The 22,302-nt window shown below is 61.3% G+C and carries 24 protein-coding genes; 17 read left to right on the plus strand and 7 right to left on the minus strand.

Features of this window, described 5'->3' with window-relative positions; translation table 11 throughout:
- Window positions 1-57: 57 nt before the first annotated feature.
- The 8 genes from FHK95_RS02220 (at window position 58) to FHK95_RS02255 (ending at window position 7,295) form a co-directional block, all read left to right on the plus strand.
- Window positions 58-471 carry a polyribonucleotide nucleotidyltransferase gene (locus tag FHK95_RS02220; RefSeq protein WP_150302981.1) on the plus strand — a complete coding sequence of 138 codons (414 nt, stop codon included), beginning with the start codon at window positions 58-60 and terminating at the stop codon, window positions 469-471.
- Window positions 471-1,355, plus strand: coding sequence for a cation diffusion facilitator family transporter (locus FHK95_RS02225; RefSeq protein ID WP_328592921.1), 885 nt, complete (start codon window positions 471-473; stop codon window positions 1,353-1,355). The genes FHK95_RS02220 and FHK95_RS02225 overlap by 1 nt, the downstream gene beginning before the upstream one ends.
- A 308-nt stretch (window positions 1,356-1,663) precedes the next feature.
- A complete protein-coding gene (locus FHK95_RS02230) occupies window positions 1,664-2,152 on the plus strand; it encodes an Lrp/AsnC family transcriptional regulator (protein ID WP_150302982.1) in 489 nt (162 codons plus the stop codon).
- An 82-nt stretch (window positions 2,153-2,234) separates the two neighbouring features.
- Entirely contained in the window at window positions 2,235-2,435 is a 201-nt protein-coding gene (locus tag FHK95_RS02235; RefSeq protein WP_150302983.1) for a DUF2788 domain-containing protein, read from the plus strand.
- A 107-nt stretch (window positions 2,436-2,542) separates the two neighbouring features.
- Entirely contained in the window at window positions 2,543-4,192 is a 1,650-nt protein-coding gene (locus FHK95_RS02240) for an acyl-CoA dehydrogenase family protein (RefSeq protein WP_150302984.1), read from the plus strand.
- A 1,276-nt stretch (window positions 4,193-5,468) separates the two neighbouring features.
- Window positions 5,469-6,098, plus strand: coding sequence for a pseudouridine synthase (locus tag FHK95_RS02245; protein WP_150302985.1), 630 nt, complete (start codon window positions 5,469-5,471; stop codon window positions 6,096-6,098).
- Between the two features lie 88 nt (window positions 6,099-6,186).
- Entirely contained in the window at window positions 6,187-6,705 is a 519-nt protein-coding gene (locus FHK95_RS02250) for a hypothetical protein (protein WP_150302986.1), read from the plus strand.
- Window positions 6,706-6,767: 62 nt separating this feature from the next.
- Window positions 6,768-7,295: a sterol desaturase family protein gene (locus tag FHK95_RS02255; RefSeq protein WP_150302987.1), complete on the plus strand. Its 528-nt coding sequence runs from the start codon at window positions 6,768-6,770 to the stop codon at window positions 7,293-7,295.
- Here the strand turns inward: FHK95_RS02255 and FHK95_RS02260 are convergent.
- Genes FHK95_RS02260 through fni form a run of 5 tightly spaced genes read right to left on the minus strand, consistent with a single transcriptional unit; the run spans window position 7,258 to window position 13,163 of the window.
- Window positions 7,258-8,178: a phytoene/squalene synthase family protein gene (locus FHK95_RS02260; protein ID WP_206668528.1), complete on the minus strand. Its 921-nt coding sequence runs from the start codon at window positions 8,176-8,178 to the stop codon at window positions 7,258-7,260. The genes FHK95_RS02255 and FHK95_RS02260 overlap by 38 nt on opposite strands.
- Complete coding sequence (locus tag FHK95_RS02265; protein WP_150302989.1) at window positions 8,175-9,659, minus strand: phytoene desaturase; 1,485 nt, start codon at window positions 9,657-9,659, stop codon at window positions 8,175-8,177. Before FHK95_RS02265 ends, FHK95_RS02260 begins: the two co-directional genes overlap by 4 nt.
- Window positions 9,656-10,828: a lycopene beta-cyclase CrtY gene (gene crtY, locus FHK95_RS02270; protein ID WP_150302990.1), complete on the minus strand. Its 1,173-nt coding sequence runs from the start codon at window positions 10,826-10,828 to the stop codon at window positions 9,656-9,658. Before crtY ends, FHK95_RS02265 begins: the two co-directional genes overlap by 4 nt.
- Window positions 10,825-12,111 (minus strand): glycosyltransferase, encoded by a 1,287-nt coding sequence (locus FHK95_RS02275; RefSeq protein WP_150302991.1) that lies wholly within the window; start codon window positions 12,109-12,111, stop codon window positions 10,825-10,827. The genes crtY and FHK95_RS02275 overlap by 4 nt, the downstream gene beginning before the upstream one ends.
- Complete coding sequence (fni, locus tag FHK95_RS02280) at window positions 12,108-13,163, minus strand: type 2 isopentenyl-diphosphate Delta-isomerase (RefSeq protein WP_150302992.1); 1,056 nt, start codon at window positions 13,161-13,163, stop codon at window positions 12,108-12,110. Before fni ends, FHK95_RS02275 begins: the two co-directional genes overlap by 4 nt.
- A 189-nt stretch (window positions 13,164-13,352) precedes the next feature.
- Here fni and FHK95_RS02285 point away from each other — a divergent pair, with 189 nt between their 5' ends.
- The gene (locus FHK95_RS02285; protein WP_150302993.1) at window positions 13,353-14,255 is read left to right on the plus strand and encodes a polyprenyl synthetase family protein; all 903 of its coding nucleotides are present in this window, start codon (window positions 13,353-13,355) and stop codon (window positions 14,253-14,255) included.
- 3 nt (window positions 14,256-14,258) lie between these two features.
- On the opposite strand, the gene FHK95_RS02290 is transcribed toward FHK95_RS02285, so the two are convergent.
- The gene (locus FHK95_RS02290; RefSeq protein ID WP_150302994.1) at window positions 14,259-14,681 is read right to left on the minus strand and encodes an Mpo1 family 2-hydroxy fatty acid dioxygenase; all 423 of its coding nucleotides are present in this window, start codon (window positions 14,679-14,681) and stop codon (window positions 14,259-14,261) included.
- A 152-nt stretch (window positions 14,682-14,833) separates the two neighbouring features.
- Between FHK95_RS02290 and FHK95_RS02295 the strand changes: the two genes are divergently transcribed.
- From FHK95_RS02295 to FHK95_RS02315, 5 genes are read left to right on the plus strand one after another with little or no spacing between them, the layout of a single operon-like run.
- Complete coding sequence (locus FHK95_RS02295) at window positions 14,834-15,634, plus strand: hydroxymethylpyrimidine/phosphomethylpyrimidine kinase (protein ID WP_150302995.1); 801 nt, start codon at window positions 14,834-14,836, stop codon at window positions 15,632-15,634.
- Window positions 15,631-16,266, plus strand: coding sequence for a thiamine phosphate synthase (thiE, locus tag FHK95_RS02300; RefSeq protein WP_150302996.1), 636 nt, complete (start codon window positions 15,631-15,633; stop codon window positions 16,264-16,266). Before FHK95_RS02295 ends, thiE begins: the two co-directional genes overlap by 4 nt.
- An 11-nt stretch (window positions 16,267-16,277) precedes the next feature.
- On the plus strand, window positions 16,278-17,558 hold the full coding sequence (gene hemL / locus FHK95_RS02305; protein ID WP_150302997.1) for a glutamate-1-semialdehyde 2,1-aminomutase: 1,281 nt from the start codon (window positions 16,278-16,280) through the stop codon (window positions 17,556-17,558).
- A complete protein-coding gene (locus FHK95_RS02310) occupies window positions 17,555-18,190 on the plus strand; it encodes a hypothetical protein (RefSeq protein WP_150302998.1) in 636 nt (211 codons plus the stop codon). Before hemL ends, FHK95_RS02310 begins: the two co-directional genes overlap by 4 nt.
- A 10-nt stretch (window positions 18,191-18,200) precedes the next feature.
- Window positions 18,201-18,803, plus strand: coding sequence for a tetratricopeptide repeat protein (locus tag FHK95_RS02315; protein WP_150302999.1), 603 nt, complete (start codon window positions 18,201-18,203; stop codon window positions 18,801-18,803).
- 42 nt (window positions 18,804-18,845) lie between these two features.
- On the opposite strand, the gene FHK95_RS02320 is transcribed toward FHK95_RS02315, so the two are convergent.
- Entirely contained in the window at window positions 18,846-19,178 is a 333-nt protein-coding gene (locus FHK95_RS02320) for a DUF1820 family protein (protein ID WP_150303000.1), read from the minus strand.
- Window positions 19,179-19,373: 195 nt separating this feature from the next.
- On the opposite strand from FHK95_RS02320, the gene miaB reads away from it, so the two are divergent.
- The 3 genes from miaB (at window position 19,374) to ybeY (ending at window position 22,299) form a co-directional block, all read left to right on the plus strand.
- Window positions 19,374-20,717: a tRNA (N6-isopentenyl adenosine(37)-C2)-methylthiotransferase MiaB gene (gene miaB / locus FHK95_RS02325; RefSeq protein ID WP_150303001.1), complete on the plus strand. Its 1,344-nt coding sequence runs from the start codon at window positions 19,374-19,376 to the stop codon at window positions 20,715-20,717.
- A 96-nt stretch (window positions 20,718-20,813) separates the two neighbouring features.
- A complete protein-coding gene (locus FHK95_RS02330; RefSeq protein ID WP_150303002.1) occupies window positions 20,814-21,842 on the plus strand; it encodes a PhoH family protein in 1,029 nt (342 codons plus the stop codon).
- Window positions 21,832-22,299, plus strand: a complete 468-nt coding sequence (ybeY, locus tag FHK95_RS02335) for an rRNA maturation RNase YbeY (protein WP_150303003.1) — start codon at window positions 21,832-21,834, stop codon at window positions 22,297-22,299. Before FHK95_RS02330 ends, ybeY begins: the two co-directional genes overlap by 11 nt.
- Window positions 22,300-22,302 lie beyond the last annotated feature (3 nt).

Here is a 22,302-nt window from a genome sequence, read left to right on the forward strand (position 1 = left end):
TAACTGGCCCTGCCGTATTATATGAACCGCCGACATAACGGATCGAGGAGTTGACTGATGCGTCTTAAACCACTGGCCTGTGTATTGCTCACCACAGCGCTGGCCACCCAGCTTGCTGCCTGCGGAACCCTCTTCTACCCGGAGCGCCGCGGGCAGATCCAGGGAAACATTGATCCTGGGGTAGCCGCTCTGAACGCCATTGGCCTGCTGTTCTATCTGGTGCCGGGTATTGTTGCCTTTGCCGTGGACTTTGCGACGGGCGCCATTTATCTGCCAGACCAGCGCTACAGCATCGCTCCGGAGCGCCTCAACGAAGCCGTCGACGCCCAGGGCCAAGTGGATCAGCTGAAGCTCAAGGCGATCATCAAGCAGGAACTGAATCTGGATCTGCCGCTGGAGCGCGCCCAACAGATGGCCAAACCAGATCATCAGGAACTGGCCCTGCTCGGACTATCTTCGCAGCGCGCCTGATGGCCACCGAAACTGTTCTGGGTCCCGAGGCCCGTAGTCGGCTGCTTAAATTTGCCACCTATGCTTCGGTGACGGTGGCATTGATCCTGATCGCGCTCAAGGGCTCGGTATGGTTAATGTCCGGATCGGTCAGCCTGCTGGCCTCGTTGATCGACTCGTTCATGGACGCCGGGGCCTCGATCATCAATCTGTTCGCGGTGCGTTACTCGCTCAAACCCGCCGACAGGGAGCATCGCTTCGGCCACGGCAAAGCCGAAGCCCTCGCCGGACTGGCTCAATCGGCGTTCATCAGTGGCTCGGCAGTACTGGTGTTCATTCAGGGCATCGATCGGCTGCTCAATCCCCAACCGCTTGAAGCGGCCTGGCTCGGCGTGATGGTGATGCTGGTGTCCATCGCCGCCACCATCGGGCTGCTGTTGATCCAGCGCCACGTGATCAAGCACACCCAGTCCACAGCCATCAGCGCCGATGCCCTGCATTATCGCTCGGACCTGCTGATGAACCTGAGCATCATCGCCGCGCTGATACTTGCCTATTACGGCATTGCCCGGGCGGATGCGCTGTTCGGTGTAGTGATCGCGCTCTATATCGGCTATGGCGCGGTGGGGATTGGTCTGGCAGCGACCCAGATTCTGATGGACCATGAGCTGCCTGACGAGGTCCGTGCCCATGCCCTGGCGCTGGCACGAGCGGTGCCCGGCGTCGTGGGCGTACATGACCTTCGCACCCGCGAATCCGGACAGCACTGGTTCATGCAGGTTCACGTGGAACTGCCTGCGGACATGTCATTGGCCCAGGCGCATGATCTGGGCGAAGAAGTACGCATGGTCATCGAAAAGGCCTACCCACAAGCCGATGTACTGGTACATACCGATCCCGCCTGAAACGAAAACGGCCGACCCGAAGGTCAGCCGCTTTCGTGTTCTGTCCGTTTCGCATTCTGGTGAAATGCTGCTTTGTTCCTCAGCCTTGTGAGCTGGGTGACCGAGTGGCCGCAGAATCCGGTAAGATCTGCGGCCTCTTCTCCTGTTGGTTAAAGGAGAAGTTGGACTGTTCGGCCCGGGCTTCAAACTTGAAACAATGATAACCCTACCTCCGCGCCATTTCTTGCCTAAGATTGCACAATAAGCCTACCATCCAGCAATTAAACACCGGATATCGCGCATTCCCTGCAATTTTAAAAGGCATCGCCATGAATGAACACAATCTCGACCGTTATGACCTGAAAATTCTCGCCGAGCTGCAACGTGACGCCCGCATCAGCAATCAGGAACTGGCTGAGCGTATCGGACTGTCGCCCTCACCCTGCTCACGCCGGGTAAAGCACCTCGAGGACAGCGGATATATCACCCGGCAGGTGGCCTTGCTGGACCCGGCTCGACTGGGCCTGAAGCTCACCGCCTTCGTGTTGATCGGCATGGACAGACACACTCCGGAGCGCTTCGAAGGCTTTGAAAAGGTGATCAAAGGCTGCGCAGAGGTGCTCGACTGCTATCTGGTCACCGGTATGGACGCCGACTATCAGCTGCGCGTCGTGGTGCCAGATATGGAGCATTACCAGCAATTTCTGCTTGGCACCCTGACCCGCATCGAGGGCGTTTCCAGCGTGCGCTCCAGCTTCATGCTGCATCAGATTGTCGCCTCCACTGAACTTCCACTGGCCCATATCACTCCTCAGTAGCTCGCTGTCAAACATGAGCTGAGCGCGTTATCCGGGAGCGGTATAATGCGCAGGGCTTTTTCTATTTCTCAGGAGTAATCAATTGGATTATCAGCAGTTTGAAGCTCTTGCCCTGCCACTATTGTTATTTGGCCTGGTGGCTTTTATGGGATTTATCGTGTGGGACCTGGCAAAGAAGTCCAAGGCTGGCCGGTACGGCACCATGGTGCTGTTCTTCGCGCTGGGTCTGGGCGTACTCGGCTTCATCATCAAAGCAATCATTATTGGACAGGTCGACGGCTGAGATCCATCGATCCGGAACGCATCGCGGACCGGTTTCACTGATGATCGAACGGTGGCATGCTCAGCGCTCAGCTCAGCCATTCGTGCGCATCGCCAAGGAGCCAGTCCATGAGCCTCTCTATCCTCGCGGAAACCCACGACGTCACCAATCAGGTACCGCCGCTGGAAGGCACTAACCTGTACCGTTCGGACCTTCCGCTTCAGGAATGGGTGAAGCGTCAGGGTGGTGGCTGGGCGGACGAAGCCCTATCGCGCTATGGCGAGCTGGCGGGCGACCAGCTGATGACGGCCGGCTTTCTGGCCAATGAAAACAAACCGGTATTCAAGAGCCACGATCGCTATGGCCACCGCATCGACCTGGTCGAATTTCATCCGGCATATCATGAGTTGATGTCTGCGGGCATTGCCGCCGGCATCACCTCTGCGCCCTGGAAGGACCCACGCCCTGGCGCACATGTAGCGCGCGCCGCGACCATGTACCTGCATAACCAGGCCGAAGCCGGCACCAGCTGTCCGATGACCATGACCTACGCCTGCGTTCCGGCGCTGCGCCTGCAGCCGAATCTGGCCGATGTCTGGTTACCGAAGATACTGTCTGGGGAATACGACCCGCGCAACCTGCCGCTCGCCGAGAAGACCGGCGCGACCATCGGCATGGCCATGACCGAGAAACAGGGCGGCACCGATGTGCGCGCCAATACCACCCGCGCCCATCCGGTCGGCCCGGGCAGACCGGGCGAAGCCTATGAGCTGGTCGGCCACAAGTGGTTCTGCTCAGCCCCGATGTGCGATGCCTTCCTCACTCTCGCCTACACCGACAAGGGCCTGAGTTGTTTCCTGTTGCCGCGTCACAGACCCGACGGCGCACGCAATGAGTTCTATATCCAGCGCTTGAAAAATAAACTGGGCAACTGGGCCAACGCTTCCAGCGAAGTCGAATTCCGCGGGGCGCTGGCCTGGATGGTGGGCGAAGACGGGCGCGGCGTGCCGACCATTATCGAGATGGTCTCACTGACCCGCTTCGACTGCATGATCGGCTCCAGTTCGCTGATGCGCCAGGCCCTGACCCAGGCACTGCATCACTGCACGCACCGGCAGGTGGGTGGTCGCCCGCTGGTTGAACAGCCACTGATGCAGAACGTCCTGGCCGATCTGGCGCTGGAAAGCGAAGCGGCCCTGGCCTTGACCATGCGGATGGGCAAGGCCCTGGACAATGCACATGATGAGCAGGAGGCGAAATACGCACGTCTGGTCACCGCCATCGGCAAATACTGGATCTGCAAACGTGCCCCGGCAATGATCAACGAAGCACAGGAATGCCTCGGCGGCGCAGGCTATGTCGAGGACACCATCCTGCCGCGTTTGTACCGCGAGGCCCCAGTGAATTCCATCTGGGAAGGCTCCGGCAACGTGCAGTGTCTCGACGTGCTACGCGCGCTTTCAAAAGAGCCGGGCGTGCTGGATGTGCTCTTTGCCGAGCTCGGTGACGGCCAGGGAGATCCCCGCCTTGCGGCGCATATTCAGCGCCTGCAACAGGCCTTCGCCGACAAGGAGGACATCCAGTACCGCGCCCGTCAGCTGACCGAAGACATTGCTGTCGCGCTTCAGGCGAAGCTCTTGCTGGACGCGGGCAATCACGCCGTGTCCGACGCCTTCATCGCCAGCCGACTCGAAGGGCGCGGGCATGCCTTCGGCACCCTGCCGCGGGGGCTTGATGTCGAGGCGCTGGTGGCACGCTCTGCGCCGATGCACCGCTGACGCTGATAAGGCCGGAGTGAGCTGCCGCGTGACGACAGGGCTGCGCCGACACGCTGCAAGTACGTCCCTGTAAGCTCGTCGATGACATCCATGTCATCGGACGGTCGACTCAGCCCTGTCGCCTCGCTTCGCATAAACATTGGCGTTGCCAGAGAGGAAGACCAGAGCGAAAGCGGTTTTAAATCTCTGCCTCACGCCAATGCTCATCAAGTCCGCCGGCTGTCAGGGTGGCGCAAGTGTCGAAAACAGGGATGTTTTCGTCAGGCCCCCAGGGATGGGTTCACGGCGTCTTGCGCCATCCTGGCAGCCGGCGGGCTGCCCTACTCCGGCCCACCTCTCACGCTATCCGCAAAACAGTTATTCGTTTGGTGGAGTTACGGAGTCAGCTTCCGCGAGGCGTCAGGGCCGCGCCGACACGCTGCAAGTACGTCCCTGTAAGCTCGTCGATGACATCCATGTCATCGGACGGTCGGCTCAACCCTGTCGCCTCGCTTCGCATAAACATTGGCGTTGCCAGAGAGGAAGACCAGAGCGAAAGCGGTTTTAAATCTCTGCCTCACGCCAATGCTCATCAAGTCCGCCGGCTGTCAGGGTGGCGCAAGTGTCGAAAACAGGGATGTTTTCGTCAGGCCCCCAGGGATGGGTTCACGGCGTCTTGCGCCATCCTGGCAGCCGGCGGGCTGCCCTACTCCGGCCCACCTCTCACGCTATCCGCAAAACAGTTATTCGTTTGGTGGAGTTACGGAGTCAGCTTCCGCGAGGCGTCAGGGCCGCGCCGACACGCTGCAAGTACGTCCCTGTAAGCTCGTCGATGACATCCATGTCATCGGACGGTCGGCTCAACCCTGTCGCCTCGCTTCGCATAAACAATTGAGTTGCCTAATAGGAAGGCCAAAAGGCTGAAAGACCAAAGCGGTTCCAAACTTTGCCTCACGCCGATGCGCGACCAAGCCCGCCGGCAGTCAGGGTTGCGCAAGTGTTGAAAACAGGGATGTTTGCGTCAAGCCCCCACGGATGGGTTCACGGCGTCTTGCGCAGGCCTGGCTGACGGTAGGCGATTGGCTTCGATCTGGCCCGGTGAATTGCTGCTTTGAATCTCCCCTAACCCCTCTTTGAAAAGAGGGGGACTGGCCTGAGTGCTGGATTAGTTAATTGTTTCAAGCTCGAGCTTGTTTAATTTTGCAGCCACGCCGATGCCGGACCAAGCCTGCCGGGCATCTGGACCTGCGGCCCCAACCGCACTAGCATGGCTGGCTTTCCATTGCAGTGCACAACCATGCGCAAGCCGAAACAGCCCTACCTAGCCAAGCGACCCTTGGCGAAACCGCGCCGCGAGCCCGCTGCGCCGCCAGCCAATCCGCGCCTTATCGCCTTCAACAAGCCGTTCAATGTGCTGACTCAGTTCACCGACGGGCAGGATCGCGCGACGCTCAAGGATTACATCGAGGCAGCAGGCGTCTATCCCGCCGGCCGGCTGGATCGTGATAGTGAAGGTTTACTGCTGCTGACCAACGATGGTCGCTTGCAGGCGCGGATTACCGACCCGAAGCATAAGCTGGCGAAAACCTACTGGGCGCAGGTGGAAGGAACACCATCCGAAGAGCAGCTGGAAAACCTGCGCAAGGGGCCCGTTCTGAATGACGGGCCGACCCGCCCTGCAGACGTCAGCGTGATAGCCGAGCCTGACCTCTGGCCGCGCGATCCACCGGTGCGATTTCGCCAGAGCATCCCCACCAGCTGGCTTGAAATAACCATCCGCGAAGGTCGTAATCGCCAGGTAAGACGGATGACCGCCGCGGTCGGCCTGCCTACCCTGCGTCTGGTACGGGTCAGCATTGGCGACTGGACGCTTGACGACCTACAGCCTGGACAATGGCGAGAGCTGGCTCCAAGGACACCGGGTTAACCCGCCTGTCCCCCGAACATCGATTGGCGCATGACGCCGTCACCCGCTGCGGCTACGCTAGAACCACGCTAACCGAGTCGGAGGCTTCATGAAACCGCTGCTTTTCGCCCTGAGCCTGCTGCTGATTCCCACCGTGCAGGCGGACCAGTCCACCACGCAGACCGCTGACCGTATCGAGCCCTGGACACTATCCGATCAGTTCGATGAGCCCTACACCTTCGGCCCGGACGAACGCGTCATGCTCATCGCTGCAAGCAAGGGCGCTGCAGGGCTGGTAAATGAGGCGATCAAGGACCAGCCGGAGGGCTGGCTGGTGCAGCGCCGGGTGGTCTACGTTGCAGACATTACCCATGTTCCCCGGTTCGTAGCCAACCGCATGATGGTCCCCTCCATGCGCTCTGCACCGTACCGCATCTTCCTCGACCGAGAGGATCAGGTGGCAAGCCGGTATGTGCAGGAGCGCAGCGAGGTACTCTGGCTTGAACTGGATGACAGCCGGATCGTCGAGCGTCAACGCTTCGACTCCGCCCAGGCCCTGCGCCAGGCTCTGGAGGCGCTCAACCCTGTGGCGGACACGGCGGAGCGGTCCAAGTCTGCGGACCAATGACCCTGCCCAGCCCTGACAACTCGGTCTAGAATGACCACTGGCATTCCGCGGGAGCTCAGGTCATGGGGCTTTTGACTAATCTACTGGTCTTTCTTGTCACCGTTGCGGGAATGGAAGCCTTTGCCTGGTGGGCGCACAGATACGTGATGCACGGCTGGGGCTGGGGCTGGCATAAGTCGCACCACGAGCCGCGCATCGGCTGGTTCGAGAAAAACGATTTGTACGCGGTGGTCTTCGCCGGGGTGGCCATCGTGCTGATTGCTCTGGGTAACGCTGGCTACTCTCCGCTGGAGTGGATTGGCGCTGGGATGACGGCCTACGGCATGCTTTACTTTCTGGCCCATGATGGCCTGGTACACCGGCGCTGGCCGTTTCACTATGTACCGCGCAGCGGCTATCTGAAACGCCTCTACCAGGCGCATCTGATGCATCATGCCGTTCAGGGTCGGGAGGGCTGCGTCTCCTTCGGTTTTCTGATCGCGCCGCCGATTCCTACCCTGCGGCGCCAGCTGCGGGAACTGCACCATGGCCGCCTCGCTCGCAGCGACGAGACTATCGAGGACGGCGAAAAAGAGCCGGGCGCGGCGTAGGTCCGCGCCTGCGTGTTGCCCATACCTGACAGCCTCCTCGCGCGACCAGGCGCAGCTTATCCGCCTGACTGGTGAAGGTGCGGCTATCCCAGGCCTGCTCTCCCCTCTCGACCACCTTGATCCCGATTTCGCGGTACACCCCGTGGGCGGTGGCAACCGCCCAGGCGGATCTTGGTGGCAATGCGGGCAGCCCTTCGAGGGCCGAAAGGTAATACGGCTCGGCCAGGTCCACCAGACGTTTCGCCATCACCGCTACAGCCGGGCGATGACGGCTTTCACCCACCTCCTGCGGCGAGATCTTGAACTCCGCAAGCCAATCCGCCGGTAGGTAACAGCGGCCGATCGCGGCATCCTCTATGATGTCACGGGCGATGTTCGTCAACTGGAAGGCAATACCCAGGTCGCTGGCGCGGTCCAGCGTCGGCTCATCCCGCACCCCCATGATGATCGCCATCATCACGCCTACCACGCCCGCGACGTGGTAGCAGTATTCCAGCGTATCCTCTATGCGCAGATAACGCCGCTCTTCGACGTCCATGGCAAAGCCGCGCAGATGATCCAGTGCGTGCCGCTGGGGGATGGCGTGCTTGAGCGCCACCGCCTGAAAGGCGGCGAAGGCCGGATCGCTCATCGGCTCGCCGGAATACGCCCGCCGCGTGGCGTCTTCCAGCTCGGCAAGACGTTCCTGCGCAGTGGTCGCCGCGCCGGCGTGCTCCATCCCCAGTACCTGGCCGTCGATCACATCATCACAATGCCGGCACCAGGCATAGAGCAGCACAGCGCTGCGCCGGGTGTCCGGTTCGAACAAACGTGATGCGGCGGAAAAGCTCTTGGACCCTTTGCGAATGGTGCGGGTCGCGTGGTCTGCCAGGGCGTCCATCAGTTGTCCTCCAGCATCAGGCCGGCCGTCGCCTTGGCCGAGCCGACAACACCGGGGACGCCGGCACCCGGATGCGTGCCCGCCCCAACCAGATACAGATTACGAATCGTCGCATCGCGATTGTGCGGACGGAACCAGGCGCTCTGGGTGAGGATCGGTTCCAGCGAGAACGCCGACCCCAGGTGCGAATTGAGCTCATCGCGGAAATCCACCGGCGTGAAATGCCGGCAGGTGACCAGGTTCGCCCGCAGATCCTTGATGTAGTGCTGCTCCAGATAGTCAAGGATGCGGTCTCGATAGCGCGGCCCTTCGACCTCCCAGTCGATTGGCGCATTGCCCAGATGAGGCACCGGCGCCAGTACGTAATGAGCACTGCCGCCGGGCGGCGCCAGCGAGGGATCGGTGACGCAGGGGGCGTGCAGGTAAAGGGAAAAGTCCTCGGCCAAGGTTTCACGCTTGAAAATCTCGTCGATCAGCTCGCGATAGCGCGGGCCGAAACAGACCGTATGGTGCTGGAGATTTTCCGGCACTTTGCTCAGGCCGAAGTAGATCACGAACAGCGACATGCTGAAACGCTTGCGCTTGAGCGCCTGGGCGTTCCGGGGGCCGCGCGGATGGTTTCGCAGCAGACGGTCGTAGGTGTGGACTACGTCTGCATTGGACGCTAGCGCGTCCAGCTCGAAGCGGCGACCGTCCTGCACCTTGACTGCCCGCACGAGGTTATCGCTCACCTCGATGTCAGCCACCTCGGCATTCAACTCGAGCCTGCCGCCCAGATCTTCCAGCAGTCGCACCATGCCGTTGATCAGCGCGCCGGTGCCTCCCCGTGGAAACCACACCCCCCATTCCCGTTCCAGAGCGTGGATCAGGGTATAGATCGACGAGGTGGCGAAGGGGTTGCCGCCCACCAGCAGCGAATGGAACGAGAACGCCTGGCGTAAGTGCGGGTCCTTGATGAAATGCGACACCATGCTGTAGACACTGCGCCAGGCCTGCAGCCGTGCAAGCTGGGGGGCGGCGCTCACCATGTCCTTGAACGACAGGAAAGGGACCGCACCCAGCTTGATGTACCCTTCTTCGAAAACCTCCCGGGAATACGCCAGAAAGCGACGATAGCCCTCCACGTCCTCCGGACTGCGCTCGCCAATCTGTCGGTCCAGTTCGGCCTGATCATTGGCATAGTCGAAGGGTGGCGCGTCCTCCCAGCAAAGCCGATAGAACGGTGCAACCGGAAGCAGCTCGACGTAGTCATCCATACGCTTGCCTGCCAGCGTGAAAAGCTCTTCAAGCGCCGAGGGATCGGTGATCACCGTCGGCCCTGCATCGAAAGTGAAGCCTTGATCCTCATAAACGTAAGCGCGGCCGCCCGGCTTGTCGCGTTTTTCCAGCACCGTGGTCTGGTAACCACCCGCTTGCAGACGAATAGCCAGTGCCAATCCGCCAAAGCCGGCGCCGATGACCACAGCGCGCTTGTCAGCCTTCATGCTCCGCTCCTTATCTGCTGCGGGGTGACGGCCATCGCCGCCCTGGCCGCGGCCAGAACCGGGACTGGCGGTTTGCCGCTGAGGATGCGCACCTTGTCCGGTGCAGTGAGCCCGCCCGCATAGAATCGCTGGATGAGATCCGCGGGTAGCCCGTAAAAGCGTTGCATGACCCGCCAGCGTTCGTCGGGCTCTCCGGCCAGAAACAGCATGCGGTTGAGCAGTCTGAAGAATCCCTGACGCCGCCACTCCTGCTCGGCCTGGCGCCTGATACAGCCAAACAACTGATCGGCATTCAGCTCGGACGCAGCGCTGACCAGCTCGGCCAGACGCACCGCGTGGGGTAGCGAATAGCCGGTGGTGGCGTGGAAGAGACCGGCGCGCAGCCCGCTACGGGGCTGGCCCGCTGCGGCCTGCCAGAACTGTGAAAAGTTGCCTGCCAGGGTGATAGGCAGAACGCCCTGCTCCTCGCGCACCACCTCCTCGATGGACCAGCCCTGAGCGCTGGCGTAGGCAGCGATGTGTTGGCGCAATAGCGCGGCGTCCACCACGGGCGCATCGATGTAATGGGTATCCTCAATGAGCAGACGATCCGCGGCGAAGGGCAGCACGTAGACGAAGCGGTAGCCCTGCCCCTGACTCACCGTGGCATCCATGAGAATCGGCCGCGTCAGCCCATGGGCCTTCGTCAGACGCAGTTCCTGGCCGACAAATGCCTGGTAACCCAGCGCAAGGTGCGGACTGGGCTCGACACCCCGCCCATCGATGACCGCCTGCGCCTCGATGCGTTCGCCGCTTTCAAGCTCTATCCAGGTCGGACCCAACGACCGGACCGCGGAGGACGTACGCAGACTGTCGCCCAGCTCTGTGGTGATAACCTCGGCGAAACGTTCGGAAAAGATGCTGCAATAGGGACTTTCAAGCTGTCGCTGCAAGCCCGGAAAGCGCACCTCGTAGCCGTCCCAGCGGGCGCAGATCAGTGGATCGAGCCACCGCAGCTGGGCGGACGTCAGGTCCGAGGCCTGGAACGACCAGGTGTGATTGCCGCCGGGCACCGCGTCGGCCTCGATCAATAGCACGCGCACCTCGGGCCTCAGCTGCCTGAGGCGCCAGGCAATCAGCCCGTTGGCCAGGCCGGCCCCGACCAGAAGCAGATCCCAGGCAGCGCTCACGCGGCGTTCTCCGCGGGCACCGGCCGGCCGGTGCGCAATGCCTGTTCAACAATATCCGCCGCGGCGCGCGTGCCACCGGCGACGAGTGCCTGCTCGCGAAGCCGCTCCAGCCCGGCTGAAAACTCGCTGCCCTGCAGTAGCCGCTCCAGTCCTTTGCGCAGCGTACCGGGCCCGGCGAAACGGGGCGACGCCTTCAGACCGATGCCGGCATGCTCGACGCGAGCTGCCACGCCGGCCTGGTCGGAGGAAATGGGCGTGACCAGCATGGGGGTGCGGCTGGTAATGGCATCCATTACCGTGTTCAGGCCGCCGTGGGTGATTACCGCGCTGGCCTGCTCCAGTACTGCCTGCTGCGGCGCGAAATCGGTGACCCAGGTCGCGCCGGCGCGCCGTAGCTGATCTTCCTGTCCGACATCCAGACCGCCGCAATGGGCCAGCAGCAATTGCACATCGAGCCCGGCGCAGGCCCGAGCGATCCGCTTGAACAGGCCGAAACGGTGACCCAGGAGAGTTCCCAGCGAGGCGAAGACCAGCGGCTTACCGGGGTCTGGCTGGATGATCAGCGGCCGACTGACCTCCTCGACCGAACGCAGCGGGCCCACGTGGTGAAAGTGTTCCGGGAGCGCCCGGCGGGGGAAGTCGAAACCGGGCAGGGTCTGGCTGATCTGCGCACTGGGCGAGAGGCACTCGTGCAGTCCCTCGCGCGGCGACAGCCCGAAACGCTGCGCATGCCGGGCCACCGTCTGGCGGTGGGTGCCCATCAGCCAGTCGTAGACGCGGGTACTGCCCTCATAGATCTGCCGCGCCCGCTCGCTGTCTTCGTAGGCCATCGGCATCACCGGCAGAGGCACCCCGGCCTCGCGATTGACCGGGAGAGCGCAGGCAAGCGATACGAAGGGCCGGCCGCACCCCTCGGCGACCAGTCCACCGGCGGCTTCCATCTGATCGCAGAGCAGCGCATCAATAGCCAGCGCATCGAGCTGGGCAGGCAGCTCACGGCACAGCATATCGGTGTTCCGTGTCATGTCACCAATTAGCCGGCGCAGACCCAGCGGCCCGCCCGGATTCGCCGCGCAGCGCAGCGTCGCAGCGAGACTGCCCACCGGATGGGTATCGCGGCCGAGGGCATGAAACTGGATCCTGCTTTCGTCGAGCCAGGCCGCAGCATCAGCCTGATGCAGGAAAGTGACTCGATGGCCACGTTCGATCAGCTCAGTCGCGAGCGCCTGGAACACCTTGAAATGACTGGGGAAAGGCGGCGCTACGACGCCGAAGTGGCTCACGACCAAGGCTCCAGCAAGGTCCCGTCCCGAAAGATGGGTACATGTCTGAGCGCCGCCAGATTTTCACTGCCGGTACAGAAACAAGCGATCCGTAGCTGACGGATGAGTATCTCAAAGTGGGCGACCACCGCCTCGGTCGACTGGATCGCGCTGTGCAACACCGCAGCAGCCTGCCCGATCAGATCGGCGCCCAGGCGAATGGCCTTGGCGGCATCCACGCCATCACGGACGCCGCCCGACGCAATCAAGGTGCTGCGCGGCAGGACCCGGCGAGCCGCGAGAATAGCGTCCGGCGTGGGAATGCCCCAGCTGGCGAAGGCCTGCGCTACGCGGCGGTCGGCTTCGTTGGCCGCTCGTTCGCTCTCGACCGCGGCCCAGCTGGTTCCGCCTGCGCCAGCAATATCGATTACGGCGACACCGGCCTCCGCCAGGCTAGCGGCGACACTCGCGGAAATACCGGCGCCGATCTCCTTGACGACCACGGGGACGTCAAGCTCGTGGACTACGCGCCGCAGACTCGCTAGCACGCCCACCCAGTGGCGGTCACCTCCGCTCTGCACCGCCTCCTGCAACGGATTCAGATGCACAATGAGCGCATCGGCGTCGATCATCTGCACCGCCCGATGCGCCCAATCAATGCCCTGTGGCTCAGCCAACTGCGCCGCACCGATGTTGGACAAGAGCGGTACGCTCGGTGCTCGGGCGCGCAGCTCGCGGGTCAAACCATGGTCGACGCCGGTCTGGACGGCCACGCGCTGGGAGCCGATTGCCAGTGCGATGCCCAACTGTTCGGCGGCCTCGGCAAGATGCAGGTTGATGCCGCGCGCACGCTCCGCCCCACCGGTCATGGAACTGATCAGCACCGGGGCGCGCAGCGTCCGGCCGAGAAAGGATTGGCTAAGGTCGATGGCGTCCAGGTCGAGTTCGGGGAGTGAGCAGTGTTCGAGGCGGAAGGCGCTGAAGGGATTTACCAACGGCGAAATGGCGCGGCCCGGATCCAGCACGATATCCAGATGATCGTTCTTACGGTCAACCAGCTCTCCATGGGCCATGGACACTCCTTCACCGAGGGATTTTTTTTCGGGCGCAGGTGTCACTGCATTGCAAGGAAACTTCGCCACCTCCTGATGTGGGCTAACTTTGCAAACAAGTGCGAACGTCAATTCTGAACAGTTTTTTCAGCGACAGTTCAGCCGACAAGTGAACGTGATCGAAGGACCGCCGACTGGAGCAGCGTGCTTATGGATTCGTTATCAGTGGCAGCAGAGGAAAGTGGCCTGCAAGACCTGCATTCGATCAGAGAGGCGGTTGATCGCCGCCTCGGAGAATGGTTGCCGGCGGATCCAACTAACCGGGATCAGGTGGCCAATGCAATGCGCGACAGCACTCTGCCGGCGGGCAAGCGCATACGCCCGCTGTTGCTGGTGCTAGCCGCGCGGGGACTGGGTTCCAGCGCACCCTCATTGATCGATCTGGGCTGCGCGGTGGAGATGGTCCACGCCAGCTCACTGATCATCGACGATATGCCCTGCATGGACGATGCCCAGGTGCGCCGGGGGCGACCGACCATCCACCGGGCATATGGGGAAGATGTGGCGGTGCTGGCGGCGATCGCCCTGCTGACCAAGGCATTCAGCCTGGTTTCTTCATTACCAAATGTTTCTGCAATGCTGCGCGCTCAGCTGGTTACCGAGCTGGCCAATGCAGTAGGCATGCAGGGGCTGGTACACGGGCAATACAAGGACCTCCGCGAAGGGGCTACCCAACGATCAGCGCAGGATATTGCCGCCACCAATGATCTGAAGACCGGCGTGCTCTTTGGTGCGACCCTGAACATGGCGGCGCGGGTCGCCGGCGCTACCGATTCCCAGCGGCGGACTCTGCAGAAATTCGCCAGGGAACTGGGCCAGGCGTTTCAACTGCTCGACGATTTGCGCGATGGCGCGCCCGACACCGGTAAGGATTCGCTGCAGGACGAAGGCAAGTCCACCCTGGTGACGCTCCTCGGCCCGGAGGCGGCGCGTAAACAGTTGCTGCGCCACATCGCCCAGGCCGATGCCAGTCTGGCTGCGGTGTATGGACCCGACCAGGCCGTAAGCCGTTTCATGCACATACTGTTCGATCAGGCGCTGGCTCCGCACTGACTATCAGTAACGCAATCCGAGCGAGCGAAAGACAAAGCCCAGCAACCAGATCGGGCCAATCAGCAGAAACTGCAGGTCCTTGAAAAACGACGGTTTGCGCCCTTCGATGTGATGCCCGATAAACTGGCCGATCCAGGCCACCACAAAAATCGCCAATGATGGCACCAGCACACTGGTCATCATGCTCAGCACCAGCAACATCAGCGTGCTCAGCAGCAACATGGTCACGGCGATACGCCAGGACAGTGCCAGATAGAACGCAATAGCCAGCGCCACTGCGAATATCGCGACGGCCGGATGGATCGCCCAGAAGATGCCCAGCACACTGAAGGTGATGAGCGGCACGCATATCCAGTGCAGCATTTTATTGACTGGATCGACATGGCTTTGGCCGTATTCATCGAACCACTGGTTGATCGCTTTCATTTCGCAATATCCCATCAAGGATTGTTATTGTTTTTGCCTGTAGCGCGCCTTCACTGAAAGCAAGGTCCGCCGACGCAGTGAACGACGCGTTCCAGTCACTTTAGCCGGGTCGCCGGCTGCCGCAACCCAGTGCATGATGATAAGCTTAAGCAATGAATATACCTACTCCCTCCCGCCCTGTAGTGCTGTGCCTCTCCGGTCATGATCCGTCCGGTGGGGCTGGCCTGCAGGCAGATATAGAAGCACTCATGGCGCAGGGTTGTCACGCTGCGCCCACCGTCACCGCTCTGACCGTTCAGGACACCCAGAATGTCAGCGATTTCCGCGTGCTGGACCGCGAATGGGTTCTCGCTCAGGCCAACAAGGTGATTGCCGACATGCACGTCTCGGCAGTCAAGCTGGGCATGCTCGGCTCCGTCGAAATGGTCGATACCGTGCTGGAACTGATGCAGCAGCTGGAGCACGCACCGCTGGTCTGCGATCCAGTGCTGCGCGCCGGCGGCGGTGGTTCGCTGGGCAAGGACGATGTCGGCTACGCCATGCGTGAACGGCTGATGCCGATTGCCCGGATCGCTACGCCGAATCTGCCCGAGGCACGCATTCTCGCCGAACTGCCCGAGGGCAGCGCCGACGACTGCGCCAGGAAGCTGCTGCCCTACTGCCAGAACCTGTTGATTACCGGCGGTCACGGCGACGAAAGCGAAATTCACAATCGTCTTTACTGCCGCGACGGTAGCCAGCACACCTTCAGGTGTCAGCGGCTGCCGGGCAGCTATCACGGCTCAGGGTGCACCCTGGCCAGTGCGCTGGCCGGCCGGCTCGCGCTGGGCGAGGAATTGGTCAGTGCGGTCAAGACCGCTCTTGATTACACCTGGCGCACCCTGCGCGATGCCGAACAGCCCGGCCACGGACAATATGTACCACGCCGCTTGCCGCTGGACTTCTGTTCATGAGCCAGACCCTCCGCGGTCTGTACGCCATCACCGATAATGCCTTGTTGCCCGCCGAGCGGCTGTTGCCCTGGGTGGACGCCGCCCTGGCCGGCGGCGCGCGCCTGCTGCAGTACCGCGACAAGACAGCGGATACTGGCCGCCGCCTGGACGAGGCGACACAACTCAGGGCGCTGTGCAGCTATTACGGTGCCCAGCTGATCATCAATGACGACCTGCCCCTGGCTGCCGAACTGGGCGTCGGGCTGCATCTGGGCCGCGAAGATGGCTCACTGCGCGAAGCACGCCAGCAACTCGGGCCCGACGCTATTATCGGCGCCACCTGCCATGCGAGTCAGGCATTTGCCGAAGACGCGGCTGCAGCAGGCGCCAGCTACTTAGCCTTCGGTCGCTTCTTTCAGTCAGTCACCAAGCCCGGCGCGCCAGCCGCAACGCCGGTGCTGCTGGAGCAGGTACGTCGGCGCTTCGCCCTGCCACTGGTAGCCATTGGTGGCATCACCCTGCATAACGCGCCGCAGCTGATCGGCGCTGGCGCTGACATGATCGCCGTGGTCAACGGCCTGTTTGCTGCCGACTCGCCGGCTGAGGTCGAACGCCGGGCCCGCGGCTTCACCGAATTATTCACACCCCTTTGAGAGAAATAGCCATGTCCCGCTCCGAATTACTCTTTTCCAACGCCCAGAAACACATCCCGGGTGGTGTCAATTCACCGGTACGCGCGTTCAAAAGCGTGGGCGGTACGCCGCTGTTCATCAAGCATGCCGAAGGCGCCTATATCATCGACGAAGATGACAAGCGCTATATCGATTACGTTGGCTCCTGGGGCCCGATGATCCTTGGTCACAGCCATCCGGACGTGCTGGATGCGGTACGCCGACAGCTTGATCATGGCTTGTCCTATGGTGCGCCGACCGAGATGGAAACCCAGATGGCGGATCTGGTCTGTTCGCTGGTCCCGTCGATGGACATGGTGCGCATGGTCAGCTCCGGCACCGAAGCCACCATGAGTGCCATACGTCTGGCCCGGGGCTATACCGGTCGCGACAGCATCATCAAGTTCGAAGGCTGTTACCACGGCCACTCCGACAGTTTGCTGGTCAAGGCCGGATCCGGCGCCTTGACCCAGGGCGTGCCCAGCTCCGCCGGGGTGCCCGCCGACTTCGCCAAGCACACCCTGACACTGCCTTACAACGACATCGCCCAGGTCGAGAAAATGCTCTCGGAGGTCGGCAGTGATGTCGCCTGCATCATCGTCGAACCCGTCGCCGGCAACATGAATTGCGTGCCACCGGCACCCGGTTTTCTCGAAGGTCTGCGCAGCCTGTGTGACCAACACGGTGTGGTGCTGATATTCGATGAGGTAATGACGGGTTTCCGCGTGGCCCTCGGTGGTGCGCAGGCGTACTACGGTGTCACCCCGGACCTGACCACCTTTGGCAAGATCATTGGTGGCGGCATGCCGGTCGGCTGCTTCGGCGGCAAGCGTGAGATCATGGAAGTGATCGCACCGCTGGGTCCGGTGTACCAGGCGGGCACGCTGTCGGGCAACCCGCTGGCCATGGCGGCGGGCCTGACCACGCTGAATCTGATCAAGCGTCCTGGCTTTCATGATGAACTGACCGACTACACCAGTCGCATGCTCGCCGGTATTCAGGAACGCGCCGACGCGGCTGGCATTCCCTTTGTCACCACCCAGGCCGGCGGAATGTTCGGACTCTACTTCTCGGGGGCAGACAACATCGTCACCTTCGAGGACGTCATGGCCAGCGATGCAGAACGGTTCGGGCGCTTCTTCCACGCGCTGCTGGAAAACGGCGTGTATCTGGCACCCAGCGCCTTTGAAGCCGGCTTCACCTCCATCGCCCACGGCGACACCGAGCTGCAGCTGACCCTCGATGCTGCCGAGAAAGCCTTCGCCATCCTATGACCCTATTCGTCTACATCGCCCTGACGATCAGCCTGATCGGCATGAGCTTCTGGCTGTGGCTGCATCGCCAGCCGCTGCATCTGCCTGCCCGCGGCGCCCTGACTGCAGGGCTGGTCGGGTTGTTGCTGGCTGCAGCTGCTGCTCTGTTGCTGGTATTGACCGAACTGGGTCTGGACCAGGCCGGCGTGGTTCATGCGCAACGCATGCTGGGGCTGGCAGCGCAGCATCTGACCCTGCCGTTGCTGGGCATGGCCTGCCTGTTCCTGGCGTTGGGGCTACACTGGAAGCCAATGGTCTGGAGCCAGATCATTCTCGGTCTGATGGCTTTCTTTGAACTGGCCAGGCGCATGGAGCTGGAGCAGCAGTACCAGTGGCTGGTGAATCTGGTCGGGGTCGCGGCCTTGTTGCTCGCTGCGCTGCTCTTCGCGCGGCGGCACAGGCTCACTGCGGCGCTTGGCATAATCGCCGCCAGTTTCCTGTTGGCACCGGGATTGTTCAGCGATGAAATGCCGCTGCAAGGGCTATTCAGAACGGGCGAGCATGCCAGCTGGTTGATTCCGGGTTTTGTTGCCCTGGGCCTGGCGCTGGGCCTGTTCAGCACCCAACAACAGAGCCTGATCTCTCAAAAATGACGAGCAACCGATGAAATACCCCGCTATCACACCTGTCCGAGCTTTTCTGTTGAGTCTTGCACTCAGCCCTCTGCTCGCGGTTGCGCAGAGCGGCAACCCTTTGCTGATCAGCGCGGAAGATCGCTGTGCGCTCAATCGGGTGGATGACGAAAGCCTGGAGCTGGCACTGGATAACTGTCGAACCGCCGCCGAGCAAGGCGATATGCAGGCGCAGTTCGAGATGGGTGACCTGTACTACCAGGGCGAACGCATTGAGCGTGACCTGGATGCAGCGCTGACGTGGTTCGAGGAAGCGTCGGTGCAGGGGCACCCTGCTGCCCAGTACCGGCTTGGGCTGATGCACTATCAGGGTGAAGGCGTCGAGCGCAATCTGCCGCAGGCCTACATCATTCTCAAGATGGCCGCTATCAATGGCCAGGATGAGGCGATGGATGCCAGCGACAAGATCGCCACGGAGATGAACCGGGAGGAAATCGAGGGCGCTACGCAGGTACTCGGCACACTGTTTCGCAACTATCTCGACCAACTGCGCAAGGAAGAATACGACCGACTGTTCAATGGCGACGGGAATAACGCCAATCCACCGGGCGTCCCGGTGAAGCCGCTAAACTGAAGCAGGTCTGGCGGGCTGGTGCCGCAGACCTGCCTCGCTATATTACTGCCCGGAGCCTGGCGGCAGCGGAAAGGTCATCACGTTACCGACGTGACCCTTGGATTCACTGATCTTGGCCTGACCCACGGCCTCCACTTCATCGATCCGCACGATGGCATGCGCCGGGATAAAGCTGCGATTGACGCCGTCGAACTGCGTCTTGAGCTTCTCTTCACCGGGATCGACCAGTACCTGAGAGCGCTCGCCGAACACCAGCTCCTCGATTTCGAGGAAACCCCACAGCTCGCTCTGGAAGATATGCCGGGCATAAAGCTCGTACACCTGCCCTTGGTTGTGAAATATCACGCGAAATATAGGTTCTTTATCTTTGCTCATGGAGTGATTCAGAGTTGCTCTTGTGAATGCGGTGAATAACCGGAAACAGGAAGGTAGGGTCTACCCGCTGCACTGTCGATTGCCACGACAGACCCTGTTACAGGGCGCGGATCATACCACAGCGCCGGGCGTAACAAAGGCCCAGTCATCTGTGTATAATCGCGCCTTTCCCAAGATACCCTCAGCAGATCTCCCATGGCCAAGAAACTCTATATCCAGACCCACGGTTGCCAGATGAACGAGTATGACAGCTCGCGAATGGTTGACCTGCTGGGCGACGGTCAGGCAATGGAACTGACCGACCGCCCGGACGATGCCGACGTCATTTTACTGAATACCTGCTCGATTCGTGAGAAGGCGCAGGAAAAGGTATTTTCCGAGCTGGGTCGCTGGCGGCCACTGAAGGCAAAGAATCCCGATCTGATTATCGGTGTGGGCGGTTGTGTGGCCAGTCAGGAAGGCGCCGCCATACGCGACCGCGCACCCTATGTGGACGTGGTGTTCGGTCCGCAGACATTGCACCGTCTGCCGGAAATGATCGACGCAGCGCGCACCACGCGCAAGCCGCAGGTCGATGTATCTTTCCCCGAGATCGAGAAATTCGACCGCCTGCCCGAGCCCCGGGTGGACGGACCAACCGCGTTCGTATCGGTCATGGAAGGCTGCAGCAAATACTGCAGCTTCTGCGTCGTCCCCTACACCCGCGGAGAAGAAGTCAGCCGCCCCTTTGATGACGTCTTGGCCGAAGCGATCCACCTTGCCGAGAATGGCGTGCGTGAAATCACCCTGCTCGGGCAGAACGTCAATGGTTACCGTGGCCCGACCCACGATGGACGTATCGCCGACCTGGCCGAACTGATTCGGGTTGTCGCGGAGATCGACGGTATCGACCGCATCCGCTACACCACATCGCATCCGCTGGAATTCTCCGACAGCCTGATTCAGGCGCACGCAGAGGTTCCGGAGCTGGTGAAATACCTGCACCTCCCCGTGCAATCCGGTTCCGATCGGGTGCTGGCCGGCATGAAGCGCAACCACACTGCGCTGGAATACAAGTCGCGGATTCGCAAGCTGAAAGCGGCGGTGCCGGACATCCTGCTCAGCTCCGATTTCATCGTCGGATTTCCCGGTGAAACGGAGAAGGATTTCGCGCAGACCATGAAGCTGATCGAGGATATTGGATTCGACTTTTCGTATTCCTTCATCTACAGCTCACGCCCCGGCACGCCAGCGGCGGATCTGGTCGATGACACGCCGATGGAAGTCAAAAAGCAGCGTCTGAAAATCCTGCAGGATCGCATCAACCAGCAGGGCTTCGAGAACAGCCGCCGCATGGCGGGGACTTTGCAGCGCATTCTGGTGACCGACTACTCCAAGAAGGACCCGGGCATGCTCCAGGGCCGCACCGAACACAACCGGATCGTCAATTTCCGCTGCGACAATCCGCAACTGATCGGGCAGTTCGTCGACGTTCTGATCGACGAAGCACTCCCTCATTCGCTGCGCGGAACTCTCGCCGACAGCGCCACTCTTCAGTAAAAGCGCGCAAACATTTGCCAGGGCACTGATCTTTGCAGTGCCCGCATTGCGCGCTATGCTGTGTTTTCCTGAATCCAAGGGGTACAACAGACCAACTTGAACGTTTCCTCCGAGATCCATCGTTTCGCTATCGAACCCGTTGATTCTCGCCGTTTTGCCAGTCTTTGCGGCCAGTTTGACGAACATCTCCGCCTGATCGAGCAACGATTGGGCATCGAAGTGCGCAACCGCGGCAGTCAGTTTGAACTGATTGGCGACCCTGAGATTACCCGCTCCGCCGAAGCCGTTCTGCGGCAGCTATACCGCGAAACGCGGGATGCGGAACTGACGCCCGATACCGTTCATCTGTTCCTGCAGGAATCCGGCCTCGAAAATCTGAGCGAGGCCCTGCATACCGATTCGCACAAACCCGTGGTACTGCGCACCAAGCGCATGACTATCCAGCCACGCGGACCCAATCAGCAGATCTATGTGCGCTCGATTCAGGAACACGACATCAATTTCGGCATTGGCCCGGCGGGTACGGGTAAAACCTATCTTGCAGTCGCCTGCGCCGTGGATGCGCTGGAGCGTGAGCAGATCGGCCGCATACTGCTGGTACGTCCAGCGGTGGAAGCCGGGGAGAAGCTCGGCTTTCTGCCCGGCGACCTGTCACAGAAAATCGATCCCTATCTGCGCCCGCTGTATGACGCGCTGTATGAAATGCTCGGCTTCGAACAGGTGGCCAAGCTGATCGAGCGTCAGGTCATCGAAGTAGCGCCGCTGGCCTACATGCGCGGTCGTACGCTGAATAACAGCTTTATCATTCTGGATGAAAGCCAGAACACCACGCTGGAACAGATGAAAATGTTCCTGACGCGTATCGGCTTCGGCTCGACCGCCGTGATTACCGGTGACGTCACTCAGGTTGACCTGCCGCGCGGCACCAAGTCCGGCCTGGCACACGTAGCTGAAGTGCTCAAAGGCGTCAAAGGCATAGGCTTTACCCACTTCCAGTCCAAGGACGTGGTACGCCATCCGCTTGTGCAACGCATTGTCGAGGCCTACGACCGGTTCGAGAGCGAGCAGGAGATCCTGAAAGAAAAACTCAAGCAGGAGCGCAAGGACCGCAGTCATGAGCAGTGACGCCATCGAGGTCGACATTCAGCGTGCGACTGAAGTCAGCGGCCAGCCCGACGACGAAAGTCTCAGACGCTGGGCCGGGCTTGCCCTGCGGGGCAAACCCGGCCACGAACTGACCATTCGCCTGGTTGACGCCGACGAAAGCCGTGAATTGAACCGTGACTACCGTGGAAAGGACGCTCCTACCAACGTCTTGTCCTTTCCATCCGACCTGCCCCCCGAACTGAATATTCCCCTGCTGGGCGATCTGGTGGTCTGCGTCCCCGTTGTGCTGCGTGAAGCTGCAGAACAGGGCAAGAGCGCCGAGGCCCATTGGGCGCACATGGTTATCCATGGCTGCCTGCACTTGCTTGGCTACGACCATATGGAAGACGCTGAAGCAGAGGAAATGGAGACCCTGGAACGTCAGCTATTGGCTGAACTGGGCATTTCCGACCCCTATCTTTCCACCGACGAGTAAGGA

Source organism: Pseudomonas saliphila, from assembly GCF_008638345.1.
Classification (GTDB): Bacteria; Pseudomonadota; Gammaproteobacteria; order Pseudomonadales; family Pseudomonadaceae; genus Halopseudomonas; species Halopseudomonas saliphila.

Bases quoted from the DNA above. Each gene is read 5' to 3' on its own strand.
- FHK95_RS02220 (WP_150302981.1), top strand. From the start codon at position 58: ATGCGTCTTAAACCACTGGCCTGTGTATTGCTCACCACAGCGCTGGCC.
- FHK95_RS02225 (WP_328592921.1), top strand. From the start codon at position 471: ATGGCCACCGAAACTGTTCTGGGTCCCGAGGCCCGTAGTCGGCTGCTT.
- FHK95_RS02230 (WP_150302982.1), top strand. From the start codon at position 1,664: ATGAATGAACACAATCTCGACCGTTATGACCTGAAAATTCTCGCCGAG.
- FHK95_RS02240 (WP_150302984.1), top strand. From the start codon at position 2,543: ATGAGCCTCTCTATCCTCGCGGAAACCCACGACGTCACCAATCAGGTA.
- FHK95_RS02245 (WP_150302985.1), top strand. From the start codon at position 5,469: ATGCGCAAGCCGAAACAGCCCTACCTAGCCAAGCGACCCTTGGCGAAA.
- FHK95_RS02250 (WP_150302986.1), top strand. From the start codon at position 6,187: ATGAAACCGCTGCTTTTCGCCCTGAGCCTGCTGCTGATTCCCACCGTG.
- FHK95_RS02255 (WP_150302987.1), top strand. From the start codon at position 6,768: ATGGGGCTTTTGACTAATCTACTGGTCTTTCTTGTCACCGTTGCGGGA.
- FHK95_RS02265 (WP_150302989.1), bottom strand. From the start codon at position 9,659: ATGAAGGCTGACAAGCGCGCTGTGGTCATCGGCGCCGGCTTTGGCGGA.
- fni (WP_150302992.1), bottom strand. From the start codon at position 13,163: ATGGCCCATGGAGAGCTGGTTGACCGTAAGAACGATCATCTGGATATC.
- FHK95_RS02285 (WP_150302993.1), top strand. From the start codon at position 13,353: ATGGATTCGTTATCAGTGGCAGCAGAGGAAAGTGGCCTGCAAGACCTG.
- FHK95_RS02290 (WP_150302994.1), bottom strand. From the start codon at position 14,681: ATGAAAGCGATCAACCAGTGGTTCGATGAATACGGCCAAAGCCATGTC.
- FHK95_RS02295 (WP_150302995.1), top strand. From the start codon at position 14,834: ATGAATATACCTACTCCCTCCCGCCCTGTAGTGCTGTGCCTCTCCGGT.
- thiE (WP_150302996.1), top strand. From the start codon at position 15,631: ATGAGCCAGACCCTCCGCGGTCTGTACGCCATCACCGATAATGCCTTG.
- hemL (WP_150302997.1), top strand. From the start codon at position 16,278: ATGTCCCGCTCCGAATTACTCTTTTCCAACGCCCAGAAACACATCCCG.
- FHK95_RS02310 (WP_150302998.1), top strand. From the start codon at position 17,555: ATGACCCTATTCGTCTACATCGCCCTGACGATCAGCCTGATCGGCATG.
- FHK95_RS02315 (WP_150302999.1), top strand. From the start codon at position 18,201: ATGAAATACCCCGCTATCACACCTGTCCGAGCTTTTCTGTTGAGTCTT.
- FHK95_RS02320 (WP_150303000.1), bottom strand. From the start codon at position 19,178: ATGAGCAAAGATAAAGAACCTATATTTCGCGTGATATTTCACAACCAA.
- miaB (WP_150303001.1), top strand. From the start codon at position 19,374: ATGGCCAAGAAACTCTATATCCAGACCCACGGTTGCCAGATGAACGAG.
- ybeY (WP_150303003.1), top strand. From the start codon at position 21,832: ATGAGCAGTGACGCCATCGAGGTCGACATTCAGCGTGCGACTGAAGTC.